This window comes from Thermus brevis (assembly GCF_026427635.1).
In the GTDB taxonomy this organism is placed as follows: domain Bacteria; phylum Deinococcota; class Deinococci; order Deinococcales; family Thermaceae; genus Thermus; species Thermus antranikianii.
The window spans coordinates 1,545,140-1,557,840 of sequence record NZ_CP102606.1; the positions used below are offsets into that span (position 1 = coordinate 1,545,140).

Sequence of the window (12,701 nt, forward strand, 5' to 3'; positions counted from 1 at the left end):
GTTGGCCAGGGCGGCTGAACGTAGGTCTTGCCACGGGGTATGGGCTCTTCGCTTTCCTTCACCTCGCTTTCAGCCTCGCCTCCGTATAATGTCCTCGAGGCGATGGGGCCCGCCTGAAACCGCCCAGCCGGGCTGATGGCTCCTACCCAGAAGGGGTAGGGGCCTTTTCTCCTACCCCGGAAAGGAGGAAACCCCATGGACTGGAGTGCGGCGGCAATCTGGATGGGCTTGGCGGTGGTGGCGGCCCTGCTTTCCATCTGGTTCCGGGTCTCCGTGGCCCTAACGGAGATCCTGGTGGGGGTAGCCGCAGGAGCCCTTATAGGCAAGGAGGCCCTTCACACCACGGCATCCTGGGTAACCTTTCTGGCAGGGGTGGGAAGCGTTGTCCTCACCTTTCTGGCTGGGGCTGAGCTGGATCCGGAAACCCTGAAGCGAAGCTGGAAGGAGGCCTTTGCCATAGGGCTCGCGGGCTTCTTTGCCCCGTTTCTTGGGTCAGCCTTCGTGGCCCATGCCCTCCTGGGCTGGGATCCCCGGGCCAGCTGGCTTGCTGGTGTGGCCCTGTCCACCACCAGCGTGGCCGTGGTCTATGCGGTGATGCTGGAGCTGGGGCTGAACCAGACTCCCTTTGGCAAGGTGATTTTAGCCGCTTGTTTCGTCAACGACCTGGGGACGGTTCTGGCCTTGGGCCTCCTATTCGCCCCCTTTGGGACGGCCACCTGGGTGTTTGCCCTAGGCCTTGGGGTAGGGTTGTACCTGCTCATCCGGGCTACCCCATGGCTGTTCGCTCGCTACGGCGGCAGCACCCATGAACTGGAGGCCAAGTTTCTCCTCTTCGCCCTCTTCGCCCTGGGGGCCTTAGCTGCCTGGAGCGGCTCGGAGGCGGTGCTTCCCGCCTACCTGGTGGGTATGGTTTTGGCCGGGAGTGTGGGCAAGGACCACGCGTTGATCCGCCGCCTGCGTACCCTTACCTTGGGGCTTCTCATGCCCTTCTATTTCATCAGGGCGGGTAGCCTGGTGAGCCTTCCCGCCCTCCTGCTCGGCCTGGGGGGTTTTTTCGTTTTGTTGCTGACCAAGATGGTAAGCAAGGTTCTTGGGGTCTATCCCATCACCCTGGTCTTTCGCTACCGGAGAAGGGATGCCGCCTACACCACCCTCCTCATGTCCACAGGGCTCACCTTCGGCACCATCAGCAGCCTTTACGGGTTAACCCATGGAATCATCAGTGAAGACCAGTATTCCCTGCTGGTGGCTGCGGTCATCGCCAGCGCCGTGGTGCCCACCTGGATCGCCAACCGCTTCTTCCTGCCCCACCATCACATTCAGGCAGCGCGGATTGGCCTCGAGGAGGTGCGGAATGAAGGATAGGTTGGGGCTGAGGGAAGAGGAGGTGAGAAGGCATGTTTCGTAGGATTTTGGTAGGATACGATGGATCGGAGCCTGCTAAGAAGGCCTTAATCGCTGCCCTGGAGCTGGCCCAGGCCTTCCGGGGGGAGGTATTGGCGTTGGCGGTGGTCCGGCCACCGGAGTTCGCAGAGCTGGGGATCGAGCTGGAAGGGGTACTGGAGGAGGCCAAAGGGCCCTTGGCCGAGGCCTTTCGCTTTGCCCAGCGCGAGGCCGCACGGCGGGGGGTGGTCCTGAGAACCCGAAGCCAGGTGGGGCATCCGGCGGAGACCCTGGTGCGGGTGGCGGAAGAGGAAGGCTTCGACCTCATCGTACTGGGGCGGCGGGGCCTAACCCCGGTCCAGCGCTGGATGCTGGGCTCGGTCTCGGAGAGGGTGTTGCGCTACGCCCCCTCTGCCGTGATGGTGGTGCACTGATGGAACTGCCTCCCTGCCCCTACCGTCAGGAGGGCCGCTGTAGCGCCGAAGAGGACCGACCCATCACCCCGGAGGACTGCTGGCGTTGCCCGATTCCCGAGGCCTTGGCCCATCCACAGGCGTGCCTGTACCTGGTTCCCTTCCGCATGGAAGGAACGGCTCTATTCGCCTGCCGTTTCACCTTCACCTGGGCCAGGGAACCTGCGGTGGCGGACTGGAGGTGCCTTTGCCCCTGCCCCTACTGGTTCCCCCGGGCCCCGGAGGAGGCATGGATCCGCGACCTCCGCTCCCTCCAAGACCGCTACCGCCGGGTGCTTAAGGGCGAGGAGCCCCGGTATCCTCCCTTGGTGCCCCCGAAAACCGACTCCCGAAGAAGGAGGTGGCCGTGGTCCAAAGGCTAGTCTTGGTGGGGCCCGAAGACCTCCACCGTACCCTACTTTTCCTGTCCCCACACCCCCAGCCACTTCCCCAGGTGCTGGAGGTTCTGCGTAGGTCCGTGGATGAACCCATGGAGGCCCTGCTCCTCGCTGAGGAGGTGGGGCTAAGCCAGCAGGTGGGGATGGACATCCGCTTAACCCCGGAGGGCCGGGCCTGGCTGGAGGCTCCCTGGGATCCCCCTCCAGATCTCCTCCTCCTTTTGTTGCAGGCCCTACCCTGGCCGGAGGCCTTGGAAGCCCTGAAAGCCCAGGGGAACGCCATGCCCTTGGCAGGTCTCCTGCCCCTGCTTCCGGAGGGACCCAAGGGGGAGAAGGGGGCCCGAGCCATGGCGGAGTGGGGCGCACTCCTAGGCTTCTGGGACCTATCGGAGGAAAGGATCGTGAGGAGGTAGCATGCGCATCTTAATCTTGAGTGACCTGCACGGCAACACCTGGGCTCTTCAGGCCATTCTGCGGGCGGCGGGCCCGGTGGAGGCCGTTCTCTTCGCCGGTGATGCCGTGAACTACGGCCCAAGCCCTCGAGGGGTGGTGTCCTGGCTTCGGAGGGTAGGGGCCGTGGCGGTCAGGGGCAACCACGATCATGCGGTCGCCTTCGGAGGGAATCCCAAGGCTGCACCTCGGAAAGCACCCCTGGCCGGCGCTCTCCTGGAGTGGACCAAAAAGGCTCTTAGACCTGAGGACTTAGCCTACCTCCGTAGCCTTCCGCTTTATGCGGTTTGGGCTGGGAATGGTGTCCGGTTCGCCCTAATACATGGGAGCCTGCAAGACCCTCTGTACGACTACCGCCTGGATCCCCAGGCTGGGGATGAGGCTCTTATGGAGGCTGCAGAAAGTCTGCGAGCTGAGGTGGTGGTTTTCGGGCACACCCACCTTCCCTTTATTCGCCGTATCGGCGACAGGCTCTTCATCAACCCGGGTTCGGCGGGTCAACCCTTGGACGGGGATCCCAGGGCCAGCTTTGTCCTTTACGAGGAGGGGCGTGCGCAACTTTACCGTGTACAGTACGACCTTCAGGGGCTTCTCGGGGCCCTGGAGGGTTTGCCGTTAGGCAAAGAGCAAAGGGCGGAGCTTCGCCGACTATATGAACGGGCTGGGTGAAAGCATGCGGGGGCATGAGGAAGCCGTGCTCTTGAGGATCTTTGTGAGTGAATCGGATCGCTACGAGGGTCGGCCCCTTTACCAGGCTATAATCCTGGAAGCCAGGAATCGGGGTCTGGCGGGAGCCACAGCCTTTAAGGGGTTTCTGGGATACGGGGTCCACTCCCGCATCCACAGCGCTAGATTTATTCGTTCCGAGGACTTGCCGGTTATGGTGGAGGTAGTGGATACGCAGGAGAAGATCCTCTTCTTCCTGAACGTCCTGAAGGGGATGCTGGCGGAGGGCTTGGCCACCCTGGAGCGGGTGGAGGTGATCAGATCTTCGCCGGAGGCGAGATGAACCCCGCCTGGCGTTTCGTGGTGGCCATCGGCTTGGTGAGCCTTTTTGCTGATCTTACCTACGAGGGAGGGCGCAGTATTGCTGGGGCCTTCCTGGAAACCCTCGGCTCCTCTGCAGCCCTGGTAGGCTTTGTTGCCGGGTTTGGGGAATTTCTAGGCTACTTGGTGCGCTTGGTTTCCGGAGGGCTTGCAGACCGGTTTCGGTTTCACTGGCCCCTTCTCTACCTGGGCTACGGGGTGAACCTGCTCTCGGTGCCGGCTCTGGCCTTGGCCCAAGGTCCTGTGGGGGCGGGCCTGCTTCTTTTTCTGGAACGCCTCGGGAAAGGTCTGCGCACTCCTGCCCGCGATGCCCTTCTGGCTAGGGCCGGGAAGGAGGTGGGTCACGGTAGGGTCTTTGGCCTGCACGAAACGGTGGACCAGATAGGTGCCTTTCTGGGCCCCTTGCTGGTGGCCTTGGGGGTAGCCCTGGGAGGCTACCGTCTCGGTTTTGCCTTCCTTCTTCTTCCCGCCCTCCTGGCCTTAGGCTTCCTCCTTCGGGCGCGCGGCCTCGAGCTCCAGGAGGAGAGGGTCCTTCAGGTCCAGCCCCTGCCCTCGGGCTTTTCCCTTTACCTGCTTTACAGCGCTCTCTTCGCCTTGGGATTCGTGCACTTTCAGCTTCTGGCCTTTCATCTGGAAAAGCTGGGGGCCGGGCCGGTACATATCCCCCTTTTCTACGCTTTAGCCATGGGTGCGGATGCCCTTTTTGCCCTCCTGGGTGGCCTGGCTTTTGACCGCTTGGGCCTAAGAAGCTTGTTCTTTGCTCCCCTTTTCGCCCTCGCAGCCCCCCTCCTCCTCCTGGGGAATAACCCGGCCCTTTGGTGGACGGGCAGCTTCCTTTGGGGAGGGGCTCTGGGGCTGCAGGAAAGCGTCCTGCGGGCCGGGGTGGGCTACCTAGGGGGTTCGGCCTTTGCCTACGGGGTTTTCGACACGGCCTTCGGCTTTGCCTGGTTCTTGGGAAGCGTGGCCATGGGTTTCCTTTACGAGACCTCGCCGGTTCGTGCGATGGCCTTCGTAGGCGGCAGCGAGGTCTTTGCCCTCCTTGCCCTCCTTGCCCTTCTGGCTCGCATACGGAGGTAGAGACCATGGGGTTTTTCAGCCGGAATCGTCCGAAACCCAAGGATGCGGAAAGCGACCGCATGGTGGAGGAACTCAGGGCCAGCCTGGCCAAAGCGCAGGAGGAAATCGCCTTTCTGCGCTCGCAAAACGATCGTCTAAGCCAGGAAGCGGCGCCCGCCTTGAAGGAAAACGCGGTGTTGCGTTACGAACTCTTCAAGTGCCAAACGGACCGTCAGGTGTTGGAGTTCCACCTCTTTGGCCTGCGCGCCGAGCTGGGAGGGGCTCTGGCCCTTTTAGCCCGCTTGGCTCCGGGCGAACCCCCGAAGGAGCAGGCTGTGCTCCAGGCCTTTTTGGATCTGATGGAGGTGGGGCGGCGCCTGGGGGTGGAGGTCAGGGAACTCTACGAAGCGGAAACGCTGGCCAAGCGCTCCCTGGATGGGCCGCAGGGGTTTGATCCGGAGCGCTTTCTCCGTCTGCGCCTTGTCGGCATCCTGGCAGCTGTGGAGCGGATCCTAGGGGAGGAAATCCGGAGGGCGGAGCGGCCCGGGGAAGCCCTTGCCGGGTTCCCCGAGCATCTTCAGGAACTCCGTCAGCTCCTGGCCAAGGCCCTCTCCTCTTGGGCGGGGGCCAATTAGGCCTTGCCTAGCCGAAGATCCGGCGCAGAAGGTCGAGGCCGTAGGCGGTGGGCTCGGGAGGTGCCTCCTTGAGGCGGTAGGTGCGCCGGCCGTCGGGGAGGCGCTCGGCTCTTAGAAAAAGGGCCTTGGCGTTGCCTAAGAAAGCTGCCGCCAGGGTGTAGAAATGGGTGACGAACACCACCCGTATCCCCCGTTCCACCAGGGCTTGGATCACCTGTGCCCCCAGTTCCGATCCCTCGGGCTCGCTGGTGGCCGCGAAGCTCTCGTTGAAGAGAAAGAGCGGCCGGGCGGTCAGGTGGTCCACCAGGTCGCTAAGCCGCCTGAGCTCCTCCTCAAACCTCCCCGCCTCGAGGGATGGGTCCTCTTCCCGTTTGAAGTGCGTGAATAGGCCGTCCACCAGCCCGCTTTCAAAGAACTCGGCTCCCACGAAAAGCCCGGCCTGCATCATGATTTGGGCTAGGCCTAGGCTACGCAAAAAGGTGGTCTTGCCCCCGCGGTTTGCCCCAGTGATCAGAATCGGGTTCTTGCCGTGGGCTTCCAGATGGTTGCCCACCGCATACCCTTGCCGAAGGGCAAGGCCCACATCGTAGAGGTTGCGGAAGGCTAGGCGAACCCCTTCGGCAGGAACGGGAAAGGCTAAAGGCAGGCCTAGTGCCCGAAGCCTGTTGGCCAGCCGGATGGCTCCCAGGAGAAAGCCCACCTCGGCTCGGAGAGCCTCGAAGAACCGGGTGACTTCTTCCACCGCCAGCGCCAAGGCGCGTGCGGCGGCAAACACCCCTCTCTCCCGAAACTCCCCCAGGATCCTTGCCCCAGCCTCGTCCCGGGGGTGAAGGGTGAGGGTGAAGGCCTTCGGCCTGCTGCCGAAGGGCCAGGGGATGGGGTTTCTTTTCGGGAGCAAGAGGGTGTAGTCCCGGCTCCTTCCCCCTGGGCCCAAGGAAGCCGTCATCCAGATTCCTTGGGGAAAGCGCAGGGCTCGAAGGTGCCCTTCCGCTTCCCGGAAAAACTCCGGGGTGAGGTGGGCAGCCAGCTGATCCTTGAGACTCCGAAAGCCCCTCGTGGCCAGGTGAGCCGATTCCAGGAGCTCCCGTACCCCCCGTAAGCCCTTCAGAAGGGCCTCCATCGCCTTGATGCCCCCGTAGAGATCGGGGCGATCCCGCCGGAAAAGACCCCAGGACTCCTTGCGTTTTTCTTGCAGGGTTTGCCCGGCCAGGCGGTAAAGTGCTTCTATGAGCCTGGGATGCTCTAAAGCCTCGCGGAGCACCTCCTGACGGTGGTGGATGACCCGGGCTTCCTGGGATAATCCCTGGGCCAGGACCTGGCGGGCTACGTCTAGCAGGTAGGTGTCGCCCTCCGCCATGGCCTCCAGGACCGTTCCCAACCCGAGGTCGTGTTCCACCTCGGCCCAGGAGTAGGGGAGGGGCTTGGCCAGGCTTAGGTCCTCGTCCGGGTGCAGGAGTCCCACCCTCATGCCCCGCCTCCTAGGCGGCGCTTCAGCGCCTCGTAGGTCAGTCCGTGTCTGGCCGCCAAGGCCAGGGCGTAGGCCTTACCCTCCGCAGGCTTTTCACGGATGTGGAACGTCCGCCTTGAGGGGTCACTGGGATCCACTTCTGCCACCAGGCTCCTGGTTCCGGGAAGACGGGCAAGCTCATCCAAGAACGTGACCACCAGGGCCAAGCTCCCCTTGTCGCGTATCTTTTCCAGCAGAAAGCGGCCTATCATCCTTGCATCCACGAGGGTAGCGGAGGCCAGGGGCTCGTTCAGGATGAGGAGGGAACGAGCCGTGGCCTGCTCAAGGATATCCCTTAGCCTCAGCAGGTCTGATTCCAGCTTGCTTCTAAGGTCCTCGGGGTTTTCCCGGACTTCGAAGTGGCTGAGAATCCGGTCGGGTAGAAGGAGGCGGGCCCGTCTTCCGGGCACCGGAAGACCCAGGGAGAAGAGGTGGTGAACCTGGCCTACCATACGGGCAAAGGTGGTCTTTCCCCCCTGGTTGGGCCCGGTGATCACGAGGATGTGCTCCCTTTCCACCCGAAAGTCGTTGGGTATGGGCACTTTTCCCTCGGCCACCAGCTTGGCTGCCAGGACCAGGTCGAAGGCTCCCTCCACGAAAAAGGGTGGGGTGTCCGCAGGTTCCGGGTAGGTAAAGGGAAGCCCCGCGGCACGCAAGGGGGAAAGAAAGTCCAGATAGGCCAGAAAGAAGCGCACTTCCCGCTCCAGCCGGGCCAGAACGGGGTCCAAAAACCCCTGATGGGTTGCAAAAAAGGACTGAAGGCGGGCAAAGGGCCCCGGGAAAAGAAGGGCCAGATGGTCCAGGAGCCACTCCTCTATGTGGTTGAGGATGGGGCCTTCTTCCATCCCGGGCTCTGGGAAGGTGGGGGAAGAAGGGCCGAAGAAGGGCCTGAAGGTTTCCATTATCCTCCGGCCGTAATCCCCTTCCCCCTGGTAGGCGCGAAGGGTAAGCCGCCCCTCGTGCACATGGAGCACGTAACGGAGCCCCTGCAGGTCCTGCCAGACGGTTTCTGCTTCCCGGCGTAGGTTGGAGAAGCCAGGGGATTGCAAGTAGGCCTCGAGGTGGGCGGCGTACGCCCTCAACCCTGGAGAATGGGGGGGAAGGAGGGACCAGTCCCGGCCCAAGGCCCCCACCCCCGCAAGGTAGGCCCGGACGGCTTGCAGGTGGTAGAGGGCTTTTTGCCAGGGGTGCCGGGCCTTTTGCGAAAGCCCAAGCCGCCCCCGCACCTCCTCCATGGAGCGAAGGAAGCCCCGCAAGGAGGAGGCCTTTCCCTCCAGCTCCCGGCATACCGCCTGGCGGTGGAGCACTGCCGTTTTGTGATTGGGAAGGTTCCGGAAGAAGCTGAGGAGCCCAAAGCCGTCCTGGGAAGCAAGGAAGAGCCCCTCCAACTCGTTCAGAAGCAGATCCTGGAAGTAAGGAGGCGGGGGAACCTCCGGGGGGACCTCTTCCTCCGATCCCAAAAGGCTTGGCCTCCCCATCCATCTTAGAAGTTCCTCCTTGGCCACGGCCACCTCCTAATAGAAAAACTCCTACCGGTTTCCCGGTAGGAGTCATCAGCCCGTTTCGGGCGGTTCAGGCGGACTCCATCGCCCCCTCTTTAGTATACCTCCCCTTAAGGTTTTTTGGGGGCATGGGCTGCCGGTGCGGTGACCTTAACCGTCACCAAATTGCCGTCTTTGCCGATAGCCACATGGCGGTTCTTAAGCAGGATGGCCAGGGTGTAGGTGCTCTTCCCAATGTGCACCCGCAGGGCCTCGAGGCTACTGGCCTTTCCCACCACGGCGTAGCGGTAGCTCTTCCCGTGGGGCAAGGCGAAGACCACGTAGGCTGCCTTGCCCAGCTCCTCGGCGCTCGGCAACATGCCCTTGCCCGTCTGCCACACCGCCAGGCCCTTGGCATCTTCCAGGACGATGGCCGTACCCGGGGGCAGTGCCCTGGGCGGGAACACGCTGGACACCTTGAGGCCGCCACCCATGGGCGCTGCCAGGGCCAGAGCCGAAACCATAAGGAACCCAAGCATCCGTTTCATCCCTTCACCTCCGGAGCCTACGCTCCAAGGTCCATTGAAGGGGAAGAGGCTGAAGGGGGCCTGAAGAGCAGGCGGATCCGGAACCCGCCCTCCTGGGCAAGGTGGAGATTCGCTCCCAAGGCCTCGGCCACCTGGCGCACCACCCTCAGGCCCAAGCCCTCCCGGGCCCTGGGGGATGGTCCCGGTCCCTCATCTTGGACCTCCAGGTAAGCCTGCCCATCCGTGGTCCCCGTCCGCACGTACACCGTACCTTGGCCGTGAAGGAGGGCGTTGTGAACCAGGTTGTTCAAGGCCCTCTCCAAGAGGCGGGGATCGGCCACGGCTTTGGCCGGTTGGGTTTCCAGGATAAGTTCCCGCCCCCTGGCCACCGCCAAGGGTTGGAAGCGGTCGAAGGCCAGACCCGCCAGCTCGGGGAGGTCCACCTCCACCAGGCGCAGGTCCTGGGACTGGGTTCGGGAGAGGGCGAGGAGGTTTTCCGCCAGGGCCTCGAGGCGCTCCGCCTGGACCTTTAGCTTGGCCAGGGCGTCCCGTTCCAAGTGGGGAGCCTTGAGCAGGCGCTCCAACCCCACCCGAAAGGCGGCAATGGGGGTGCGCAGTTCATGGCTGGCTAAGGCCAGGAAGGCCTGCTCCCGCTCTCGTTCCGCCTTAAGGGTGCGCAGGAGCTTGGCAAAGGCCTGGGCAAGGCGGGCCACCTCGTCACGGCCCCCCGGGGGCTCCACCACCTGGAAGCGCATGGCCCCGTCGGCCAAGCGGCGCAAGGGGCTGAGGGCCAGTCCCGCTAGGAAGTAGGCCAGCACCCCGGTGACCACCCCCACCAGGAAGAGAAGGGGCAGGCCCAGGCGTAGGTAAAGGAGGGCCAGGTGTTCCACCACGCCCAGGGGCTGGGCCACCACCAAGCGGTACTCTTGGCTCTCGAGGGTATAGATGCGCCAACCAGCCAGGCTTTGGGGGGTTTTGCCCTGGACCGAGCGTAGAAAAAGGGGAGGAGCAGAAAGCCCACCCGACCAAACCAGTTCTCCCTTGCGGTAGAGCCAGGCTGCTCCCGGGAGTTCCCCTGCCAGCACCTCCTGCTCCACCTCGGGGGGCACCAGGTGGTCGGGCTCTTCCCGAACGGTTTCCAGGAGGACCTTGGCCTGGAGCTTTAGGGCGTGGTCCACCTCGGCCAGGGCCAAGCGAACCAGGAACAGGCTGGAGAGCCAGAGCCCTAACCCCAGCCCCGAGAGGGCTAGGGCTGCGGTGATCAAGGCAAGGCGGAGGCGCAAGCTCATCCGGGAACACGGTAGCCTAGGCCCCGGATGGTTTCAATGACCTCCTCGCCCAGCTTCTTGCGCAGGTTCTTCACATAGACCTCCACCAGGTTGGACTCCCCCTCGTAGCCGGGCCCCCAGATCCGCTCCAGGATCTCATCCTTGGAGAAAACCCTTCCGCGGTTAAGGACGAGGAGTTCCAGCACCTGGTATTCCTTAGCGGTGAGGCCAATGGGAAGGCCGCCCTTGAGGACCCTCCGGGCTTCCACCTCCAGGACCACTTCTCCCACTTCCACCCGCCTGGGCCGCACCTCTCCCCTGCGGAGAAGGGCCCGTATGCGGGCAACCAGTTCGGAAAGGGCGAAGGGCTTGGTCAGGTAGTCCTCGCCCAGCTCGAGGCCGTGGAGCCGGTCGTCCAGGGCATCCTTGGCGGTCAGGAAGAGGATGGGTTGGGTGAAGCCCGCCTCCCGCAGGGTGCGGGCCAGGTGGAATCCCGCCTCTTCCCCTTCGGGAAGGCGCACATCCAACACCAGGGCCTGGAAAGGAACATCCCACAAGGCCTCCCAGGCCTCCTCCTGGGAGGTGGCCCAGACCACCTGGAAGCCATGCTCTTCCAGGGCCTGGGTTACGGTCCTTCCCAGGTCGGGATCGTCCTCCACCAGGAGAAGCCTCGTACCCATCAGAGCTTCAAAGTCTGCCGCAAGGCGTAGACCTTCTGTGGCGTAAGCTTCCTGGCCCGCTCCTTTTTTACCTCATCTGCGGTGTAGGGCTTGAACCCGGCCGGGGGTTTGTTGCTGAAGGCGGTGGTGATGTGGTTAAGGATGGCGGCGATAAGGTCGTCCTTGAGCTGGGGCCCCCAGGCGGGCATGGATCCGTTGTACGTCTGACCCTTCACCTTGATCTGCCCCTGCAGGCCAAACAGCACCACATCGAGCAGATAGGTCCGTCCGTCCTTCTTGGCCAGAATCTCGGGCACATGCCCGGCCAGCGGGGGGAAGGCCCCGGGTAGGCCCTGGCCATTGGCTTGGTGGCAGCTGGCGCAGTACTGTCCGTAAAGGGCCTGTCCGCTTTGTGCCGTGGCCAAACCTAGGAGAACCACCAAGGCCGCGAAGCCCAACTTCCTCATGCTTCACCTCCAGGATTTCAGGGTACTCCAAGAGCTGAAGGGGAAATGAAACCCCCCTGACTGGGGTCTTGGGTGTATCCTTAGGGCATGGGGCTTTTAGGCACGCCTAAAGCCCGGCCATGGTGGTGGTATCTGGGCCCGGGGTTTCTTGTTTCCGTGGGGTATATGGACCCTGGAAACTGGGCCACGAGCCTCGAGGCGGGAAGCCGGTATGGCTACCGACTCCTCTTCGTGGTGACCCTCTCCAGCGCCATGGCTGTTCTCTTTCAGGCCATCGCCGCCCGGCTCGGGGTGGCCACGGGGAAGGATCTCGCCGAGCATATGCGGGCGCACTATCCCGGGGCCTGGGGGCGCTTTCTTTTTCTCACCGCCTTCCTGGCCATGGTGGCCACGGACCTGGCCGAGTTCATGGGGATGGCGGTGGCCTTAAACCTTCTGTTTGGCCTTCCCCTGGTCCTGGCCGCCTGGCTTACGGTTCTCGATGTGTTCCTGATCCTTTACCTGGAACGCTTTGGTTTCCGGGCCCTGGAGTGGGCCATCACCGCCCTGGTAGCCGTAATCGGCCTGGCCTATGTGGTGGAGGTAGCCTTGGCTAGACCCCCGGCCCTGGAACTAGTCCGGCACCTTTTCCTTCCCAACGCCGCCTTGGGGGATGCCGGGGCCCTTTATGTGGCCTTGGGCATCCTCGGGGCCACGGTGATGCCCCATAACCTTTTCCTTCACTCCGCCCAGGTGAAGACCCGGTTGGGGGAAGGGAGGAAGCGGGTGTATCGATTCCTCCTCCTGGACACGGTGCTGGCCCTGTCGGGGGCCTGGCTGGTTAACGCCGCCATCCTGGTGGTGGCAGCTAGCGTTTTTCACACCCATGGCTTGGTCATCCGGGACCTTGGAGAGGCCTACCACACTTTGGTTCCCCTGTTGGGGCCCTTGGCGGCGTTCGCCTTCGGCATAGGCCTCCTGGCCAGCGGCCTCTCCAGCACCGTTACCGGCACCTTGGCCATGCAGGTGGTGGTGGAGGGTTTTCTGGGGGCTAAGGCCAACCGGGCCCGGCTACGGCTTCTGACCCGGATTTTGGCGGTACTCCCAGCCTCCCTGGCCCTCACCCTCCACGCCTCCCCCATGGCCCTCATCGTCTTCTCCCAGGTGCTCCTTTCCCTGCAGCTTCCCTTCACCCTCTTCCCGCTCATGCGGTTCAGCGGGGACCCCAACCTGATGGGTTCCTTGCTGGGACCTTCCTGGCTCCGTTTCCTGGGATGGGGGGCAACTTTTCTGGTGCTGGGCCTTAACCTCTACCTCCTCAAGCAGGCGCTGGGTTCATGAGAGGGCAGAAGCCAACAGGGAAGGATTTGGGGCAACCAGGGTTCGAGGGGA

At 63.4% G+C, this 12,701-nt stretch carries 15 protein-coding genes and 2 riboswitches; of the genes, 9 read left to right on the plus strand and 6 right to left on the minus strand.

Annotated features, from left to right (window positions below):
• Nucleotides 1–89: 89 nt before the first annotated feature.
• Nucleotides 90–152: riboswitch (Fluoride riboswitch) on the plus strand.
• A 43-nt stretch (nt 153–195) separates the two neighbouring features.
• From KQ693_RS08440 to KQ693_RS08475, 8 genes are all read left to right on the plus strand, one after another.
• Nucleotides 196–1,365, plus strand: a complete 1,170-nt coding sequence (locus tag KQ693_RS08440; protein WP_267260922.1) for a cation:proton antiporter — start codon at nt 196–198, stop codon at nt 1,363–1,365.
• Between the two features lie 32 nt (nt 1,366–1,397).
• The gene (locus KQ693_RS08445; RefSeq protein ID WP_015716996.1) at nt 1,398–1,817 is read left to right on the plus strand and encodes a universal stress protein; all 420 of its coding nucleotides are present in this window, start codon (nt 1,398–1,400) and stop codon (nt 1,815–1,817) included.
• Nucleotides 1,817–2,218 carry a hypothetical protein gene (locus tag KQ693_RS08450; RefSeq protein WP_015716997.1) on the plus strand — a complete coding sequence of 134 codons (402 nt, stop codon included), beginning with the start codon at nt 1,817–1,819 and terminating at the stop codon, nt 2,216–2,218. The genes KQ693_RS08445 and KQ693_RS08450 overlap by 1 nt, the downstream gene beginning before the upstream one ends.
• 95 nt (nt 2,219–2,313) lie before the next feature.
• Nucleotides 2,314–2,646 carry a hypothetical protein gene (locus tag KQ693_RS08455; protein ID WP_267260923.1) on the plus strand — a complete coding sequence of 111 codons (333 nt, stop codon included), beginning with the start codon at nt 2,314–2,316 and terminating at the stop codon, nt 2,644–2,646.
• Nucleotide 2,647: 1 nt separating this feature from the next.
• Entirely contained in the window at nt 2,648–3,352 is a 705-nt protein-coding gene (locus KQ693_RS08460) for a metallophosphoesterase family protein (protein ID WP_267260924.1), read from the plus strand.
• A gap of 4 nt (nt 3,353–3,356) precedes the next feature.
• Nucleotides 3,357–3,692: a DUF190 domain-containing protein gene (locus tag KQ693_RS08465; protein WP_038071658.1), complete on the plus strand. Its 336-nt coding sequence runs from the start codon at nt 3,357–3,359 to the stop codon at nt 3,690–3,692.
• Nucleotides 3,689–4,807 carry an MFS transporter gene (locus tag KQ693_RS08470; protein WP_267260925.1) on the plus strand — a complete coding sequence of 373 codons (1,119 nt, stop codon included), beginning with the start codon at nt 3,689–3,691 and terminating at the stop codon, nt 4,805–4,807. The genes KQ693_RS08465 and KQ693_RS08470 overlap by 4 nt, the downstream gene beginning before the upstream one ends.
• A gap of 5 nt (nt 4,808–4,812) precedes the next feature.
• On the plus strand, nt 4,813–5,421 hold the full coding sequence (locus KQ693_RS08475; protein ID WP_135255847.1) for a hypothetical protein: 609 nt from the start codon (nt 4,813–4,815) through the stop codon (nt 5,419–5,421).
• A 7-nt stretch (nt 5,422–5,428) separates the two neighbouring features.
• On the opposite strand, the gene KQ693_RS08480 is transcribed toward KQ693_RS08475, so the two are convergent.
• From KQ693_RS08480 to KQ693_RS08505, 6 genes are all read right to left on the minus strand, one after another.
• On the minus strand, nt 5,429–6,889 hold the full coding sequence (locus KQ693_RS08480; protein WP_267260926.1) for a MutS-related protein: 1,461 nt from the start codon (nt 6,887–6,889) through the stop codon (nt 5,429–5,431).
• Nucleotides 6,886–8,433, minus strand: coding sequence for a MutS-related protein (locus KQ693_RS08485; protein WP_267260927.1), 1,548 nt, complete (start codon nt 8,431–8,433; stop codon nt 6,886–6,888). The genes KQ693_RS08480 and KQ693_RS08485 overlap by 4 nt, the downstream gene beginning before the upstream one ends.
• Before the next feature lie 32 nt (nt 8,434–8,465).
• Nucleotides 8,466–8,528, minus strand: a riboswitch (Fluoride riboswitch).
• Between the two features lie 12 nt (nt 8,529–8,540).
• Nucleotides 8,541–8,957 (minus strand): hypothetical protein, encoded by a 417-nt coding sequence (locus KQ693_RS08490; RefSeq protein ID WP_038069151.1) that lies wholly within the window; start codon nt 8,955–8,957, stop codon nt 8,541–8,543.
• A 17-nt stretch (nt 8,958–8,974) separates the two neighbouring features.
• Nucleotides 8,975–10,225, minus strand: coding sequence for a sensor histidine kinase (locus tag KQ693_RS08495; protein ID WP_219758817.1), 1,251 nt, complete (start codon nt 10,223–10,225; stop codon nt 8,975–8,977).
• Nucleotides 10,222–10,884 (minus strand): response regulator transcription factor, encoded by a 663-nt coding sequence (locus tag KQ693_RS08500; protein ID WP_038069155.1) that lies wholly within the window; start codon nt 10,882–10,884, stop codon nt 10,222–10,224. Before KQ693_RS08500 ends, KQ693_RS08495 begins: the two co-directional genes overlap by 4 nt.
• Entirely contained in the window at nt 10,884–11,330 is a 447-nt protein-coding gene (locus KQ693_RS08505; RefSeq protein ID WP_267260928.1) for a c-type cytochrome, read from the minus strand. Before KQ693_RS08505 ends, KQ693_RS08500 begins: the two co-directional genes overlap by 1 nt.
• Before the next feature lie 87 nt (nt 11,331–11,417).
• Here KQ693_RS08505 and KQ693_RS08510 point away from each other — a divergent pair, with 87 nt between their 5' ends.
• Complete coding sequence (locus KQ693_RS08510; RefSeq protein ID WP_038069165.1) at nt 11,418–12,650, plus strand: Nramp family divalent metal transporter; 1,233 nt, start codon at nt 11,418–11,420, stop codon at nt 12,648–12,650.
• Nucleotides 12,651–12,701 lie beyond the last annotated feature (51 nt).

What these genes read in the sequence shown, in the direction of transcription:
- KQ693_RS08440 (WP_267260922.1), top strand. Translation starts at nt 196, where the DNA reads ATGGACTGGAGTGCGGCGGCAATCTGGATGGGCTTGGCGGTGGTGGCG.
- KQ693_RS08445 (WP_015716996.1), top strand. Translation starts at nt 1,398, where the DNA reads ATGTTTCGTAGGATTTTGGTAGGATACGATGGATCGGAGCCTGCTAAG.
- KQ693_RS08450 (WP_015716997.1), top strand. Translation starts at nt 1,817, where the DNA reads ATGGAACTGCCTCCCTGCCCCTACCGTCAGGAGGGCCGCTGTAGCGCC.
- KQ693_RS08460 (WP_267260924.1), top strand. Translation starts at nt 2,648, where the DNA reads ATGCGCATCTTAATCTTGAGTGACCTGCACGGCAACACCTGGGCTCTT.
- KQ693_RS08465 (WP_038071658.1), top strand. Translation starts at nt 3,357, where the DNA reads ATGCGGGGGCATGAGGAAGCCGTGCTCTTGAGGATCTTTGTGAGTGAA.
- KQ693_RS08470 (WP_267260925.1), top strand. Translation starts at nt 3,689, where the DNA reads ATGAACCCCGCCTGGCGTTTCGTGGTGGCCATCGGCTTGGTGAGCCTT.
- KQ693_RS08475 (WP_135255847.1), top strand. Translation starts at nt 4,813, where the DNA reads ATGGGGTTTTTCAGCCGGAATCGTCCGAAACCCAAGGATGCGGAAAGC.
- KQ693_RS08480 (WP_267260926.1), bottom strand. Translation starts at nt 6,889, where the DNA reads ATGAGGGTGGGACTCCTGCACCCGGACGAGGACCTAAGCCTGGCCAAG.
- KQ693_RS08490 (WP_038069151.1), bottom strand. Translation starts at nt 8,957, where the DNA reads ATGAAACGGATGCTTGGGTTCCTTATGGTTTCGGCTCTGGCCCTGGCA.
- KQ693_RS08495 (WP_219758817.1), bottom strand. Translation starts at nt 10,225, where the DNA reads ATGAGCTTGCGCCTCCGCCTTGCCTTGATCACCGCAGCCCTAGCCCTC.
- KQ693_RS08500 (WP_038069155.1), bottom strand. Translation starts at nt 10,884, where the DNA reads ATGGGTACGAGGCTTCTCCTGGTGGAGGACGATCCCGACCTGGGAAGG.
- KQ693_RS08505 (WP_267260928.1), bottom strand. Translation starts at nt 11,330, where the DNA reads ATGAGGAAGTTGGGCTTCGCGGCCTTGGTGGTTCTCCTAGGTTTGGCC.
- KQ693_RS08510 (WP_038069165.1), top strand. Translation starts at nt 11,418, where the DNA reads ATGGGGCTTTTAGGCACGCCTAAAGCCCGGCCATGGTGGTGGTATCTG.